Origin of the sequence: Kitasatospora sp. NPDC058046 (genome assembly GCF_042885595.1) — a bacterium.
Taxonomy (GTDB): domain Bacteria; phylum Actinomycetota; class Actinomycetes; order Streptomycetales; family Streptomycetaceae; genus Kitasatospora.
This window is the reverse complement of sequence record NZ_JBHVRS010000014.1, coordinates 177,303-191,962: the sequence shown is the minus strand read 5'-3', so window position 1 is coordinate 191,962 and position 14,660 is coordinate 177,303. Positions and strand designations below refer to the sequence as shown.

The following is a 14,660-nucleotide window of genomic DNA, read 5'->3' as shown; positions in this document are numbered from 1 at the left end:
CGGAGGAGAGCCGAGTTGACCACCGCCACCACCGCCGGACCGGCCGGACCCACCGGCCCCGCCGAACCCACCGCACCCGCCGGCCGCCCGCCCCGGGCCACCGGCCGCGGCCGGCTCGTCCTCGCCCGGCTGCTCGCCGCCCGCGGGGCCGTGGTCGGCGCCGTCATGGTGCTGCTGCTGTTCGCGCTCGCCTTCGGCGGGCCGTACCTGACGCCCTGGGACTACGCCACCCCCGACTTCTCCGCCCTGCACCAACCCCCGTCCACCGAGCACCTGTTCGGCACCAACGGGGTCGGCCAGGACGTCTTCGCGCAGACCGTCCGCGGCCTGCAGAAGTCGCTGGTCATCGGACTGCTGGTGGCGCTGCTCTCCACCGTGCTGGCCTCCGTGGTCGGCGCCTGCGCCGGCTACTTCGGCGGCTGGGCCGACCGGGCGCTGATGTTCCTGGTGGACCTGCTGCTGGTCTTCCCGGCCTTCCTGATCATCACCATCGTCTCGTCCCGGCTGAAGAGCGCCGGCTGGATCGCCTTCGTCCTGCTGCTCGCTCTGTTCAACTGGATGATCACCGCCCGGGTGGTCCGCTCGATGACCATCTCCCTGCGCGAGCGCGAATTCGTCCGCGCCGCACGGTTCATGGGCGTACGGCCGCTGCGGATCATCAGCCGGCACATCCTGCCGAACGTCGCCTCCTTCCTCATCATCGACGCCACCATCGCGGTCGGCGGCGCCGTGATGAGCGAGACCGCGCTCTCCTACTTCGGCTTCGGGGTCAAGCCGCCGGACGTCTCGCTCGGCACCCTGCTCGCCGCCGGGACCGGCGAGGCCCCGGTGTTCCCCTGGCTGTTCTACTTCGCCGCCGGGCTGCTGGTGCTGTTCGTCCTCGCCGTCAACCTGATCGGGGACGGGCTGCGCGACGCCCTCGACCCCACCTCCGGGACGGCGCCCCGCCGTTCCCGGTCCACCCGCCGTTCCCACCGCCCTGCCAGCCGTAGGAAGCTCCCGTGACCACCACCGTCGAAACCCCGCTGCTCGCCGTCCGGGACCTGCGGGTCGACTTCGCCGGGCCCGACGGCCCGGTCCCCGCCGTCCGCGGGGTGGACCTCACCCTGCGGCGCGGCGAGACCCTCGGCATCGTCGGCGAGTCCGGCTCCGGGAAGTCCGTGACCGCGCTGTCCGTGCTCGGGCTGCTGCCCGGCACGGCGCGGGTCAGCGGCTCGGTGCGGCTGGACGGGCGGGAACTGGTCGGGCTGCCGGGCCGGGAGCTCGCCGCGATCCGCGGCCGCCGGATCGCCATGGTCTTCCAGGACCCGCTGTCCGCCTTCACCCCGGTCTACCGGATCGGCGACCAGATCGCCGAGGCGGTCCGCGTCCACCAGCGGGTGGACCGGGCCGCCGCACGCCGCCGGGCCGCCGAACTCCTCGACCTGGTCGGCATCCCGGCACCCGACCGGGCCCTGGACAGCTTCCCGCACGAGTTCTCCGGCGGCATGCGGCAGCGCGCGATGATCGCCATGGCGGTCGCCAACGATCCCGACATCCTGCTCGCCGACGAGCCCACCACCGCCCTCGACGTCACCATCCAGGCCCAGGTGCTCGACGTGCTGCGCACCGCCCAGCGGGAGACCGGCGCGGCGCTCGTCCTGGTCAGCCACGACCTCGGGGTGATCGCCGGGGCGGCCGACCGGGTCGCGGTGATGTACGCCGGACGGGTGGTCGAGACGGCCGGGGTGGACGAGCTCTTCGCGGCCCCGCACCACCCGTACTCGCTCGGCCTGATCGGCGCGCTGCCCCGGCTGGACGGGCGCGGCGGTCCGCTCGTACCGATCCCCGGCACCCCGGCGCCGATGGCCGAACTGCCCCCGGGCTGCCCCTTCGCGGCGCGCTGCCCGCTCGCGGAGGAGCGCTGCACGACGGCCGAGCCCGCCCTGGAGGGCACGGAGGAGCACCTGTCCGCCTGCGTACGGTCGGCGGAGCTCGCCGAGCGACGGCCCGCGCCGGCCGAGGTCTACCCCGTTCCGGAGCTGCCGCCGGCCGCCGCCGGCCCCGTCGACCGCTCCACCCGGACGCCGGTGCTGTCGGTGAGCGGCCTGGAAAAAACGTTCCCCCTCCTCAAGGGCACGGTGTTCAAGCGCAAGGTCGGCGAGGTGTACGCGGTGGACGGCGTCGACCTGGACCTGCGGGAGGGCGAGACCCTCGGCCTGGTCGGGGAGTCCGGCTCCGGCAAGTCCACCACCCTGTTCGAACTGCTGCGGCTCGGCGCCCCGGAGACCGGCCGGATCGAACTGCTCGGCCACGACACCGCGACGCTCACCCGGGCCGAGGCCCACCGGCTCCGCGCCCGGGTGCAGATCGTCTTCCAGGACCCGATGGCCAGCCTCGACCCCCGGATGCCGATCGGCGACATCGTCGCCGAACCACTGCTCGCCCAGCGCGCCCCGCGCGAGGAGATCGCCCGCCGGGTGCCCGAGCTGCTGCGCCAGGTCGGCCTCGACCCGGAGCACGCCGTCCGCTACCCGCACCAGTTCTCCGGCGGCCAGCGCCAGCGCGTCTCGATCGCCCGGGCACTCGCCGTCCGGCCCGGGCTGCTGGTGCTGGACGAGCCGGTCTCCGCCCTGGACGTCTCCATCCAGGCCGGGGTGCTCAACCTGCTCCAGGCCCTCAAGGCCGAACTGGGCCTCTCCTACCTGTTCGTCTCGCACGACCTCTCGGTGATCCGGCACCTCGCCGACCGGGTCAGCGTGATGTACCTCGGCCGGACGGTCGAGCAGGGCGAGGTCTCCGCCGTCTTCGACCGCCCCCGCCACCCGTACACCCGCGCCCTGCTCTCCGCCGTCCCGCTGCCCGACCCCGCCGCCGAGCGCGCCCGCGACCGCATCCTGCTGGCCGGCGACCCGCCCCCGCCCACCGAGCGCCGCACCGGCTGCGTCTTCCGCACCCGCTGCCCGCGCTACGCCGCGCTCACCGCCCCGGCGGACCGGGCCCGCTGCGAACAGGAGCGGCCGACCCTGCTCGGCACCCCCGGGGCGGACCACCAGGCGGCCTGCCACCACCCGGAGCCGACGACCCGGGGGCAGTGACAATCGGTGATCACTCGAACACGATTCGGTGGATCCGGTCGGCGGCGTGTAAAGTCTTCGACGTCAGCAAGCGCCGCTAGCTCAGTTGGTTAGAGCAGCTGACTCTTAATCAGCGGGTCCGGGGTTCGAGTCCCTGGCGGCGCACATGGCAAGGTCTCAGGCCGTCCACTCCGGTGGGCGGCCTGAGGCGTTTCCGGGCCGGGTAGGCCTTCTCCCCATGAACTCCCCCGACACCGGCACCCGGCCCCTGGCCGAGGAACTGCTGCTGCTCTGCGCCGACCCAGCGGACGGACGCCTTCGGATCCCCGCCCTCACCCTCTCGACGGCGGTCGCGGGCGCCGTCCTCGCCGAGCTCCAGCTGGCCGGCACGATCACCGTCGACGGGCGCCGGATCACCGGCCACCGGCCGCCGGGCGACCAGGACGAACTCGCCGCCGCCGTCCTGGCCGACCTCGGGCAGGCGGGCGAGGGCCGGCCCCGGACCCTCGAACACGCGCTGCGCGCGCTGACCCACCCGCACGGCCGGGCGACCCACCACCACCTGGACCGGATGGTCGGGCAGGGCGTGCTGACCGTCCGGAGCCACCGCTTCCTCGGGCTGCCCTACCGCCGCTGGACGGCCGTGCGGCCGGATGCCGGAGCGCTGATCGCCGCCCGGACGGCGGCCACGCTGGCGCGCGCCGGGCTCTCCGGGCTCTCCGGGCTCTCTGGTCCGACTGGTCTCTCTGGTCTCTCTGGCCCGACCGGTGCGGCTGATCCGACCGATCCGGCCGACGAGCGCGACCGGCAGCTGGCCGGCCTGATCGGGGCGGCCGGGCTGGAGCGCCGGCTCTACCGGGGTCCGGACGGCGCCGAGACCCGGCACGCCGTCCGGCAGCTGGCCCGCGACCTGCCGGTCCCCCGGGCCGTGAAGCGGGAGATCACCCGGCGGAGGTCCCAGTCCGGGGGCTGATCCGTGCTCCGGCACCCGCCCTCGCGGCCTCCGGCACCCGGGCCGACCGCTCAGTGGGTGTCGAGCACCGCCGAGGCCACCGCGTCCGGGCGGTCGAACATCACCAGGTGCCCGGCCGGGGCGGTGGTGCGGAAGTCCGCCCCGAGCAGCGCCGCCAGCTCCCGCTGCCTGGCCAGCCAGTCCTCGGTGCGGCGGGTCCGGCAGCCGTCGTCGGCGGCCAGCACGGTCACCGGCAGGTCCTCGGCCAGCGGCCGGGTGCGCCGCAGCTCGTCCAGTTCGGCGGCCGTGTCGAGGTAGCGGCCGTTCTCCCGCAGCAGCGCGCGCAGCGCCCGCCCGGTGCGGTAGCAGTGCCGGACCAGCGGCGCCGGGGCGAGGTCCTCGCGGCGGACGGTGGACAGCCGGGCCATGGCCCGGCGGGCGGTCGGGCCCAGCAGGTAGGGCACGGCGAGGGCGGTGGCGGCGCCGGCCACCGCCCGGGCCACCAGGTCGCGCGCGGCGGGCGCCGGGTAGGGCCGGGCCGCCGCCTCCACGCTGCCGTCGACCAGCACCAGTCCGGCGGTCCGCTCGGGGTGCAGCCGGGCGAAGGCCTCGACGTGGAAGCCCGCGAGCGAGTGCCCGACCACGGTGCAGCGTTCCCGCAGCCCGAGGCCGTCCAGCACCGCCCGGATCCGCCCGGCCTCGCCGGCCGCCGTCGGCGCGGGCCGTCCGGTGGCGGGCTCCCCGGCGCTCAGCCCGTAACCGGGCCGGTCGAAGCGGACCACGGTGCGGTACGGGGTGAGGAAGGGGACGACCAGGTCCCAGTCGAACCAGCTGCTGCCGAGGCCGCCGGAGAGCAGGCAGACCGGGCCGCTGCCCTCGGTGCGGACGTGCAGCGGGACGCCGTCGACGCGCAGGAAGCGCGCCCGGTCGACGGCCTCCGGTCCGGCGGTGCTCATGTCGGCCTCCGTCCCGGGGACGGTTCGGTCGGTCGGCGCCGCCCCTCGTCCCCCTGGTTCACCTCGGCGTCCTCGGCGTCCTCATCCGTACCGTCCGAGCGGGCGACGCCCAGGGCCAGCAGGCCGAGCCAGAGCGCGACCAGCAGCACCTGGAGCCGCTGCCCGGCCCCGAGCGCCCAGGTGCCGTGCCCGGCCTGGAAGGCGGCGATCGAGGCGAGGCTCCAGCCGGTGGCGAGCAGCTCGGCGCCCAGCAGCCAGGGCCCGAACCGGCGCACCGGCGGCCACCAGTGGTAGCGCCGGGCGGCCACGGTGAGCGAGACCAGCGCGGTGAGCGCCCCGGCCATGGCGAGGCTGCTGGTGACCGCGTGCGCGGTGTGGGTGGCGGGGACGAGCCCGGCGGTCTCCCGGGCGGCGCACATCTCGTCGCTGGTGGGGGCGCAGCTGAGCGGCAGCCGGGAGTCGGCGGCGGTCGCGGCGCCGAACAGGGCGAGCGCGGACCAGCCGGCCAGCGCCCAGCGCCGCCGCCGCGAGGCCCCGACCCGACCGGTGGCGAGGGCGGCGCCTGCGGCGGCGAGCAGGCAGAGTCCGGCGGCCAGGTCGGTGGCCCGGAACAGGCCGCCCAGCGGCTGGTCCTCGGCGGCGAGTTCGCTGATGTACGCCTGCACCGGGTCGAGTCCGGTGCTCAGCACGACCTCCAGCACCCAGGCGGTGTACGCCACGGCGCTGAGCAGCAGCAGGGTGGCGACCGTCGTCCGCGCGGCGCGGTGGCCTGGCTGGGGGCGGGGCACCGTTCCACCCTAACCAGCGGCGAACTCCGGACCAACCGGAAGGAAAGGGACGGATCGATCGGCCGCCGCCCGGGTCGTTCGCGGGTGCCCCGGGCACGACCCGGGGACGACCCGGGGGCGGCTCGGGGGCGGCTCGGCGACGGTTCGGTGATGGCTCGGTGATGGTTCGAGGCACCCCTCGGAACCGTGTATTGTTTTCCAGGTCAGCAGGCGCCGCTAGCTCAGTTGGTTAGAGCAGCTGACTCTTAATCAGCGGGTCCGGGGTTCGAGTCCCTGGCGGCGCACAGACATTTGGGGAGCCTCTCGCAGCAGCGAGGGGCTCCCCGATTTTTTGGCCTCCGACGTCCGTTTTGCGTGTGATGTCGGTCTCGATTGGCGATCCGCCGGAGCTATCCGGCCCGTTCTGCTCGTCCAGGGCAGTAAAACCGGAATCGGGACAAAGGTCCCCAACCGCCGATGTCCCCGTCCGTGCCGGGCTGCCTCGATGCGCCCGCAGGAAAGGCCGCGCTTTGTCCAGAAACGCCCAGGGCGGCCGTCGCACGCCGTCGATCAGTCTCCGGCCGGTCAAACGGCTCAAGCGCTCCACCCGCCCGGCCGGCGGGTCCGGCGGGTCCGGCGGCAGGAAGCCGCGACGTCCGAAGCGCACCGGCTGGCGCCGGCTGATACCCACCTGGCGGATGACCCTGCTGGGCTTCGGCTCCGCGCTGCTGCTCGGCATCGGTCTGTTCGCCCTCGGGATCGCCCTGGTGAAGGTGCCGGACGCGCACGCCGCCGCCACCGCCCAGAGCAACACCTGGCTCTACGCGGACGGTTCGGTGCTCACCCGCACCGGCCAGACCAACCGGCAGAACGTCTCCCTGGACAAGGTCTCCCCCGCCGCCCAGCACGCCGCGCTGGCCGCCGAGGACCGGAACTTCTACAACGAGGGCGCGATCAACGTCCAGGGCCTGGCCCGGGCCGCGGTCAACACCGCCAAGGGCCAGGGCACCCAGGGCGGCTCCACCATCACCCAGCAGTACGTGAAGAACACGTACCTGAACCAGAAGCAGTCGGTCACCCGCAAGGTGAAGGAACTGTTCATCGCCATCAAGGTGGACGCCACCGAGAGCAAGAACGACATCCTCTCCGGCTACCTGAACACCTCCTACTACGGCCGCGGCGCCTACGGCATCCAGGCCGCCTCCCAGGCGTACTTCGGCATCGACGCGTCCGCCCTCGATCCCGCCCAGGGCGCCTACCTGGCCACCCTGCTGAACGCCCCGAGCGCCTACGACGTCGCCACCGCGACCGCGGCGGGCAAGCAGAACGCCGTCAACCGCTGGAACTACGTGCTCGACGGCATGGTCAAGGAGGGCTGGCTCTCCGCGGACGAGCGGGCCAGGACCGCCTTCCCGGAGGTCCGGGACCCCCAGCCGAACCCGGGCCTGTCCGGCCAGGCCGGCTACCTGGTCGACGCGGCCACCCAGTACCTCACCTCCAGCGGCGTGATCAACGAGACCGAGCTGGCCAAGGGCGGCTACACGATCAAGCTGAGCATCGACCCGGCCCGCCAGCAGGCCCTCCAGGACTCCGTCCAGGCCCAGCTGCACGACAGCCTGAACCCGGACAAGCGGAAGAAGGACGCGGCCGCCCAGGCCGGCGCCGCCTCGGTGGACCCGAAGACCGGCGCGGTCGTCGCCCTGTACGGCGGCGTCGACTACGTGAAGCACTACGTCGACAACGCCACCCGGCGCGACTACCAGGCCGGCTCGACCTTCAAGGCGATCGCGCTGGCCGCCGCCTTCGAGAACAACGCCAAGACCCAGGAGGGTCGCACCGTCACCCCGCGCACGGTCTACGACGGCACCAGCGGCCGGAAGGTCCGCGGCGGCAAGGGCACCCCGTACGCGCCGCCGAACGAGGGCGACAAGAGCTACGGCCAGATCACCCTCCAGCAGGCCACCGACTGGTCGGTCAACTCGGCGTTCGCGCAGCTCGCGCAGGACACCGGGCTCCAGAAGGTCAAGGACACCGCCGTCGCGATGGGCCTGCCCGGCAACACCCCGGGCCTCGACCCGGTGCCGTCCATCCCGCTGGGCGCGGCCACCCCGAGCGTGCTCGACATGGCGGGCGTGTACGCCACGCTGGACAACGGCGGCAAGCAGATCACCCCGTGGCTGGTGCAGTCGGTGGACCGCGAGGGCGAGAACGTCGCGCTGCCCGCGCACAAGACCACCCAGGCGATCAGCGAGGACACCGCCAACCAGGTCACCTCGATGCTCCAGGGCGTGGTGAGCGACCCGGGCGGCACCGGCTGGCGGGCCAAGGGCCTCGGCCGCCCGGTGGCGGGCAAGACCGGCACCACCGACGACCAGAAGTCGGTCTGGTTCGTGGGCTACACCCCCGAGCTGGTCACCTCGGTCGCCCTGTTCGGCCAGGACCCGGGCAACGGCTCCCAGGTCAGCCTGAGCGGCGTCGGCGGCATCGACGGCGCGGCCGGCGGCCAGTTCCCGGCCCAGATCTGGACCAGCTACATGAAGTCCGCGCTCAAGGGCCAGCCGGTCAGCGACTTCGCCACCCCGGCGGGCGGCGACTCCTCGGGCGCCACCGACCTGCCGACCGCCCCGAGCACGCCGAGCAGCGCCCCGTCGACGGGCGCCCCCAGCGGCGCTCCGAGCACCGGCCCCACCACGGCGCCGGGCGACGGCTCGGGCTCGACCCCGTCGGGCGGCACCGACGGCGGCGCGACCACCGCGCCGACGGCCCCGCCGACCAGCCAGCCCACCACCCAGCCCACCCGGCCGCCCCGGCCCACCTCGAAGCCGACGCAGACCACCCAGCCGACCGCGCCCCCGACCAGCCAGCCGACCGGCCAGCCCACGGGCGGGACGGGCGGGACGGACGCGCTCACGGGGACGGGCGCCTCGTCCCGCTCCGGGGGCTGACGGGGTCCGATCACCCCGGCCCGTTCACTCGGCCCCGGCCGCCCGCTCTCAGCTGAGACCGGGCGGCCGGGGCCGAGTGATTTCGCCGCTGCGTACGGTGAAGGGCAGGACCGAATGACGGAATGGCGCCTTACCCGATCATTGGTATGACTGTCACAATGCGGCCGTGCACAGATCAACGGCCTCGCCCACCCTCCCTTCGGGCAGAACCCTCGGCCTCGGCCTCGCGCTCGTCTCCGCCTTCGCCTTCGGCGGCTCCGGCACCGCGGCCAAGCCGCTGATAGAGGCCGGACTCTCCCCCCTGCACGTGGTGTGGCTCCGCGTCACCGGGGCGGCGGTGGCACTCCTCCCGATCGCCTACCGGCACCGGGACGCCGTCCTGCGCCGCCCCGGCCTGCTGCTCGGCTTCGGCCTGCTCGCCGTGGCGGGCGTCCAGGCCTGCTACTTCGCGGCGATCTCCCGCATCCCGGTCGGCGTCGCCCTGCTCATCGAGTACCTCGGCCCGCCGCTGCTGATCGGCTACGTCAAGTTCGTCCAGCGCAAGCCGATCACCCGCGGCGCGGCCATCGGCGCCGGCGTCGCGGTGGCCGGGCTGGCCTGCGTGGTCGAGGTCTGGAACGGTCTGAGCTTCGACGCGCTGGGCGTGCTGTTCGCCCTCGGCGCGGCCTTCTGCCAGGTCGGCTACTTCGTGCTCGCCGACGCCGGCCGGCACGGCGACCGCCCGGTCGACCCGCTCGCCGTCAGCGCGTTCGGGCTGCTCGTCGGCGCGGTGCTGCTCACCGTCCTCACCCGGCCGTGGCAGGCCGACTGGAGCCGGCTCGGCGGGTCGGTGGTGATGAACGGGCACACCCTGCCCGCGTTCGTCCCGGCCGCGTGGATGGTCCTGATCGCGACCGTGCTCGCCTACCTGACCGGGGTGATCTCGGTCGGCTACCTCTCGCCGCCGATCGCCGGGGTGGTCGCCAACCTGGAGGCCGTGGTCGCCACCGTGACGGCCTGGGTGCTGCTCGGCGAGCACCTCGGGGTGCCGCAGATCGCGGGCGGCCTGCTGGTGCTGACCGGCGCCTTCGCGGCGCAGGCGAGCAAGCCCGCGGAGGCGGGTTCGGGGACGGGTTCAGGGACGGGCTCGGGAACGGGTTCGGGAACGGGTTCAGACGCGGGGGCCGACGGCCCTGGAGCCGCCGGGCCCGGGGCCCCCGACCGGGTGGCCGCCGAGCGCGGGATCAGCGGCCGGTCCAGCCGAACCAGTCGAGGTGACTGAGCGGCCACACGACGGCCGACACCGGGCCGACCACGTTGTCCACCGGCACGGCGCCGCCGCCCGGGCCGTGCTGGTGGTACCGGGAGTCCGCGGAGTCGCTGCGGTGGTCGCCCTCGACCCAGACGTAGCCCGAGGGCACCTTCACCGGCCCGAAGTCCAGCCCGGCGCAGGAGTCGTCCCCGGGATGCAGGTACGGCTCGTCGACCTTCCGACCGTCGACGGTCAGCGTGGTGCCCTCGCACTGCACGGTCTGGCCGCCGGTCGCGATGACCCGCTTGACCAGGTAGTTGTCGTCCTTCGGCGGCACCAGGCCGACGAAGCTGAGCACCGAGCTCACGGCGTTGGTGACCGGGTTCGGGTCGGTCGGCTGCGGCGGCAGCCAGCCCCCCGGGTCCTTGAACACCACCGGCTGCCCCGGCTCCGGCTCCCAGCCGGTCAGCGGCGCCAGCTTGTTCACGCCGACCCGGTCGCCGATCCGCAGGGTGTTCTCCATCGAGCCGGACGGGATGGTGAACACCTGGAACAGGCAGGTCTTGATCAGCAGCGCGACCACCAGGCCGACCGCCGCCATCACCGGCAGCTCGATCCACCACGGCCGGGGACGCCGGCCCGCGCGGCGGTCCGTACGGCCGCGCGAACCGCGCGCCCGACGGCGGGCCTCGGCGCGGCCGCCGGACACCTCGTGGACGTTCGACGCGGAGCCGCTGGGGGCTCCGGCCCCGCTGGGCGTTTCGGGCAGGTTCACCGCCATCGTCGCTGCTCCACCTCTCCGGCTGGGGAAACCTGCACGCTACGCCAACCGTGGAGCCTGACGAAATCGGTCATTTAGCCGCCGCCGACATCGCCGGGTGTGCCGGAGGAGCCCGGGGGGTCGCACCGGGGATCACCGGGGGTCACCTGGGAACGGCCGGGAGGGGCCGGGCACGACCGGGGCCCGCTGCCGGCGGTCCGCTCCGTCTCCGTCTCCGGGTGGGGTGCGGGCTCCGGGCGTGGGGGCCTCCGGCCTCCGGGCGTGCGGGCTCCGGCCCGGTCAGGCGCGGGCGATGGCCTCGTGGTGGCGGATGACCTCGGCGATGATGAAGTTCAGGAACTTCTCCGCGAAGACCGGGTCCAGCTTCGCCCCCGCCGCCAGCTCCCGCAGCCGCTTGATCTGGTCCCGCTCGCGCGCCGGGTCGGCCGGCGGCAGCTTGTGCTCGGCCTTGAGCCGGCCGACCCGCTGGGTCGCCTTGAAACGCTCGGCCAGCATGTGGACCACCGCGGCGTCGATGTTGTCGATGCTCTCGCGCAGGCTGGTCAGCTCGGCCCGTACGGCGTCGTCGATCCCCTGGGGCAGAGCGGCGTCGGGGGTCGTGGAGTGGTCCGTCATCGGGGCGGCTCCCGGTGTCTGGAGTGGGCGCCCGACCGTACGCCGGCCGGGCTCGGGCCCGGGCAAATCTAACAGGGCCCCCGCTCCGGCCCCGCACCGTCGAACAGAACCGTCCACGATCCGGACAGTGCCCCGGAGCCGCCCGTCGGCACCGCGCACCGCCTCCCCGCTGCGGCGTGACACGCCGGAGCGGGGAGGTCCCTGCCCGTAGGCTGGGGCACGCATGACCGGAAGTGACCGCTCGAACACTCTCCCTCAGCACTGGAGGAACCGATCGTGGCAACCACCCGCACCGCCCGTACGGCCTGGGAGGGCAACCTCGTCGCCGGCCAGGGCCAGGTGACCTTCGAATCGTCCGGCATCGGCACGTACCCGGTGTCCTGGCCGTCCCGCGCCGAGCAGGCCAACGGCAAGACCAGCCCGGAGGAGCTCATCGCCGGCGCCCACTCGGCGTGCTTCTCGATGGCCCTCTCCCACGGCCTCACCGGCGCCGGCACCCCGCCCACCACGCTGGAGACCCAGGCCGACGTCACCTTCCAGCCGGGCGAGGGCATCACCGGCATCCACCTGACCGTCACCGGCACGGTGCCGGGCCTGGACGAGGCGGGCTTCGTCAAGGCAGCCGAGGACGCCAAGGCCAACTGCCCGGTCAGCCAGGCCCTGACCGGCACCACCATCACCCTCACCGCCAAGCTGGCCTGAACCGCACCCCTCTTCTCCTCTTCTTCTTCACCGCGCCCCTCGGGGACCGGCCGGCGTCCGGCTCCCGGCCGGTGTCCGGCCCGCGGTCGGCGCGCGACCGGTCCGCGTCCGGCGCACGGTTGGCGCCCAGGGGCGCGGCTTCAGCGCACGCGCCCCTGGCGCACATCATGTGATGTGCACCGGGGGCGTCTGCACGTACCGCCATTCATGATCACAAAGCGGGCGAATCACCCTGGCGGCGGTCACCGCGTGTTGCCGTCGCGGCCTATGATCGGCCGCAGCGCCCTGTCCTTCAGGCGGGTCCCCGCGCACCGGCGCCCCACGACGGGCGGCCCCGCAGCGGACCGACTCCGAGGACCACGACAGAGTGCGGAGCCGACCGCCGGGTCCCGACTGGCCGGCCGGACATCGTCAAGCGTCAGCAGCGGACGGGAGCATGCCGTGCCGGGCCAGAACGAGGGGGCCGACGCACACCACCCGGGCGGGCGGCACGAGGAGTCACCGTGCCACCGCCACCTCGCCTCTCCGGTCCTGGAACCGGTCCTCGATCCGGCCCTTGAACCGACCCTGGGACCCACCGCCGGATCAGCCGTCGGACCTGTCGTCGGACCTGTCGTCGGACCTGTCGTCGGATCGACCGGCGGAACGGGCGGCGGGCCCGTCTCCGGATCCGTCACCGGGCCGGCCGCGGGGCCCGTCACCTCCTTCACCGCCTGCGGGACGCTGACCGAGCCGGAGCCGCTGCTCTGCCCCACCTGCGCGGCCCCGCTCAGCGGCGACGCCCGCCGGGAGCGGGGGCTCACCCGTGGCAGCGGCCGGGAGAGCATCGACACCGACCGGCTGCTGGCGGCGCTGCGGGCCAGCGAGTCCCGGTTCCGGGCCGCCTTCTGCGACGCCGTCATCGGCATGGCCCTGATCGATGCCGATGACCGGATCATCGAGGTCAACCCCGCCTTCGCCGCCCTGATCGGACAGGGCGTCGGCGACCTGGTCCGCACCCACCTGCACGAGATCATCGACCCGGAGGGCATGCCGGACCGGCTCTTCTCCGAACTCGTCCGCGGCGAGCGGGAACGGTTCCGCGTGGAGAAGCAGCTCAAGCACCGCGAGGGCCACACGGTCTGGAGCAAGGTCACCGTCTCTCTGATCCGGGACGGCGCCGGGGACCCCCTCTACACCCTCGCGCTGGTCGAGGACATCACCGAGCAGCGCCGGCTCGGCGACCGGCTGGAGTACCAGGCCCTGCACGACCCGCTGACCCGGCTGCCCAACCGGACCTACTTCTTCGAGCGGCTCGACGCCGCCTGCCTCGCGCCGGCCGACCAGCCGGGCCCGGTCGGCGCCCCGGACGAACGCCGGGTCGGGGTCTGCTACCTGGACCTCGACGGCTTCGCGGCGATCAACGAGGCGCTCGGCCACCACATCGGCGACCAGCTGCTGATCGCCGTCGCCACCCGGCTGCGGCGCGGGTTCGACGGGCGCGACACCCACCTGGTGGCCCGGATGGGCGGCGACGAGTTCGCCGTACTGGTCACCGACAGCCTGGGCAGCGAGCAGCTGACCGAACTGGCCGCCCGGATCCTGGAGGTGCTGGAACGTCCCTTCGACGTCGCCGGGCACCGGCTGGTGGTCACCGCCAGCGTCGGCGTGGTCGAGCGGTCCGTGCACGAGACCACCTCGACCGACCTGGTCAAGGACGCCGACGCCACGCTCTACTGGTCCAAGGCCGACGGCCGCGCCCGCTGGACCCTCTACGACCCGGACCGCGGCGCCCACCAGCTCACCCGGCAGCTGCTCGCCACCGCGCTCCGCCCGGCCCTGGAACGCGGCGAGTTCGCGATCGAGTACCAGCCGCTGGTCGGCCTGGCCGACGGCACCGTGCACGGCGCGGAGGCGCTGGTCCGCTGGCGCCACCCCCGCTACGGGACACTCTCCCCGGACCGCTTCATCCCGCTCGCCGAGGAGACCGGCGCGATCGTGCCGCTCGGGACCTGGGTACTGGAGGAGTCCTGCCGCCAGGCCCGGCAGTGGCTCGCCGAGTTCCCCGAGACCGAGACCTTCGTGAGCGTCAACCTCGCCGCCCGCCAGATCTGGGACTCCGACATCGTCGCCGACGTCGCCCGGGCCCTCGAACGCACCGGCCTGCCGGCCCGACTGCTCCAACTGGAGATCACCGAGAGCGCCCTGCTCGGCCCCGGCGGCCGGCCCCTCCAGGCCCTCCAGGCGCTCGCCGACATGGGCGTGCGGATCGCGATCGACGACTTCGGCACCGGCTACTCCAACCTGGCCTACCTCTCCCGGCTGCCGGTGCACGTGCTCAAACTCGACGGCACCTTCATCGAGGGCTTCCGCGAGCCCTCCCCGACGGACCGGCCCGGACGCCCGGAACTCGGCTCCCGCCGCAGCGACGCGGACGAGCAGATCGTCGGCGCGATGGTGCAGCTCGCCCACACCCTCGGCCTGACCGTCACCGCCGAGGGCATCGAGAGCGCCGCCCAGGCCGAACGCCTGCGGCTGACCGGCTGCGACACCGCCCAGGGCTGGTACTTCGCCCGCCCCGGCGAGGCCGAACTCGTCGCGGCCATACTCCGCGACGGCCGCCCCGCCCTACAGGGCCGCTAGCCGCAGGGGCGGGCCGGAACGAGACGGGGCCTC

Annotated in this window: 11 protein-coding genes and 2 tRNA genes; 9 read left to right on the top strand and 4 right to left on the bottom strand. The window is 74.2% G+C overall.

Going from position 1 to position 14,660, the window contains the following annotated elements:
• The first annotated feature begins 15 nt into the window (after nucleotides 1–15).
• The 4 genes from ACFVU7_RS26795 to ACFVU7_RS26780 all read left to right on the top strand — a co-directional run bounded on the left by ACFVU7_RS26795 (nucleotide 16) and on the right by ACFVU7_RS26780 (nucleotide 4,029).
• Nucleotides 16–1,005, top strand: coding sequence for an ABC transporter permease (locus ACFVU7_RS26795; protein WP_388047493.1), 990 nt, complete (start codon nucleotides 16–18; stop codon nucleotides 1,003–1,005).
• Nucleotides 1,002–3,077 carry a dipeptide ABC transporter ATP-binding protein gene (locus ACFVU7_RS26790; protein ID WP_388047491.1) on the top strand — a complete coding sequence of 692 codons (2,076 nt, stop codon included), beginning with the start codon at nucleotides 1,002–1,004 and terminating at the stop codon, nucleotides 3,075–3,077. The genes ACFVU7_RS26795 and ACFVU7_RS26790 overlap by 4 nt, the downstream gene beginning before the upstream one ends.
• A gap of 70 nt (nucleotides 3,078–3,147) precedes the next feature.
• A tRNA-Lys gene (locus ACFVU7_RS26785) sits at nucleotides 3,148–3,221 on the top strand.
• A gap of 73 nt (nucleotides 3,222–3,294) precedes the next feature.
• On the top strand, nucleotides 3,295–4,029 hold the full coding sequence (locus ACFVU7_RS26780; protein WP_388047489.1) for a GPP34 family phosphoprotein: 735 nt from the start codon (nucleotides 3,295–3,297) through the stop codon (nucleotides 4,027–4,029).
• Between the two features lie 50 nt (nucleotides 4,030–4,079).
• On the opposite strand, the gene ACFVU7_RS26775 is transcribed toward ACFVU7_RS26780, so the two are convergent.
• Nucleotides 4,080–4,964 carry an alpha/beta fold hydrolase gene (locus ACFVU7_RS26775; protein WP_388047487.1) on the bottom strand — a complete coding sequence of 295 codons (885 nt, stop codon included), beginning with the start codon at nucleotides 4,962–4,964 and terminating at the stop codon, nucleotides 4,080–4,082.
• Complete coding sequence (locus ACFVU7_RS26770) at nucleotides 4,961–5,752, bottom strand: DUF998 domain-containing protein (RefSeq protein ID WP_388047485.1); 792 nt, start codon at nucleotides 5,750–5,752, stop codon at nucleotides 4,961–4,963. Before ACFVU7_RS26770 ends, ACFVU7_RS26775 begins: the two co-directional genes overlap by 4 nt.
• A 210-nt stretch (nucleotides 5,753–5,962) precedes the next feature.
• On the opposite strand from ACFVU7_RS26770, the gene ACFVU7_RS26765 reads away from it, so the two are divergent.
• The 3 genes from ACFVU7_RS26765 to ACFVU7_RS26755 all read left to right on the top strand — a co-directional run bounded on the left by ACFVU7_RS26765 (nucleotide 5,963) and on the right by ACFVU7_RS26755 (nucleotide 9,937).
• Nucleotides 5,963–6,036, top strand: a tRNA-Lys gene (locus tag ACFVU7_RS26765).
• A 225-nt stretch (nucleotides 6,037–6,261) separates the two neighbouring features.
• A complete protein-coding gene (locus ACFVU7_RS26760; RefSeq protein ID WP_388047483.1) occupies nucleotides 6,262–8,676 on the top strand; it encodes a transglycosylase domain-containing protein in 2,415 nt (804 codons plus the stop codon).
• 166 nt (nucleotides 8,677–8,842) lie between these two features.
• Nucleotides 8,843–9,937 (top strand): DMT family transporter, encoded by a 1,095-nt coding sequence (locus ACFVU7_RS26755; RefSeq protein WP_388047482.1) that lies wholly within the window; start codon nucleotides 8,843–8,845, stop codon nucleotides 9,935–9,937.
• Here the strand turns inward: ACFVU7_RS26755 and lepB are convergent.
• Together lepB and ACFVU7_RS26745 are read right to left on the bottom strand one after the other, a co-directional pair.
• A complete protein-coding gene (gene lepB / locus ACFVU7_RS26750) occupies nucleotides 9,900–10,688 on the bottom strand; it encodes a signal peptidase I (protein ID WP_063780047.1) in 789 nt (262 codons plus the stop codon). The two genes, ACFVU7_RS26755 and lepB, sit on opposite strands and share 38 nt — an antisense overlap.
• Before the next feature lie 279 nt (nucleotides 10,689–10,967).
• Complete coding sequence (locus tag ACFVU7_RS26745) at nucleotides 10,968–11,303, bottom strand: chorismate mutase (RefSeq protein WP_049649676.1); 336 nt, start codon at nucleotides 11,301–11,303, stop codon at nucleotides 10,968–10,970.
• Between the two features lie 276 nt (nucleotides 11,304–11,579).
• Here ACFVU7_RS26745 and ACFVU7_RS26740 point away from each other — a divergent pair, with 276 nt between their 5' ends.
• Together ACFVU7_RS26740 and ACFVU7_RS26735 are read left to right on the top strand one after the other, a co-directional pair.
• Entirely contained in the window at nucleotides 11,580–12,005 is a 426-nt protein-coding gene (locus ACFVU7_RS26740) for an OsmC family protein (RefSeq protein ID WP_049649677.1), read from the top strand.
• Nucleotides 12,006–12,446: 441 nt separating this feature from the next.
• Nucleotides 12,447–14,627, top strand: coding sequence for a putative bifunctional diguanylate cyclase/phosphodiesterase (locus tag ACFVU7_RS26735; protein ID WP_388047479.1), 2,181 nt, complete (start codon nucleotides 12,447–12,449; stop codon nucleotides 14,625–14,627).
• Nucleotides 14,628–14,660 lie beyond the last annotated feature (33 nt).

Bases quoted from the DNA above. Each gene is read 5' to 3' on its own strand.
- ACFVU7_RS26780 (WP_388047489.1), top strand. From the start codon at position 3,295: ATGAACTCCCCCGACACCGGCACCCGGCCCCTGGCCGAGGAACTGCTG.
- ACFVU7_RS26775 (WP_388047487.1), bottom strand. From the start codon at position 4,964: ATGAGCACCGCCGGACCGGAGGCCGTCGACCGGGCGCGCTTCCTGCGC.
- lepB (WP_063780047.1), bottom strand. From the start codon at position 10,688: ATGGCGGTGAACCTGCCCGAAACGCCCAGCGGGGCCGGAGCCCCCAGC.
- ACFVU7_RS26745 (WP_049649676.1), bottom strand. From the start codon at position 11,303: ATGACGGACCACTCCACGACCCCCGACGCCGCTCTGCCCCAGGGGATC.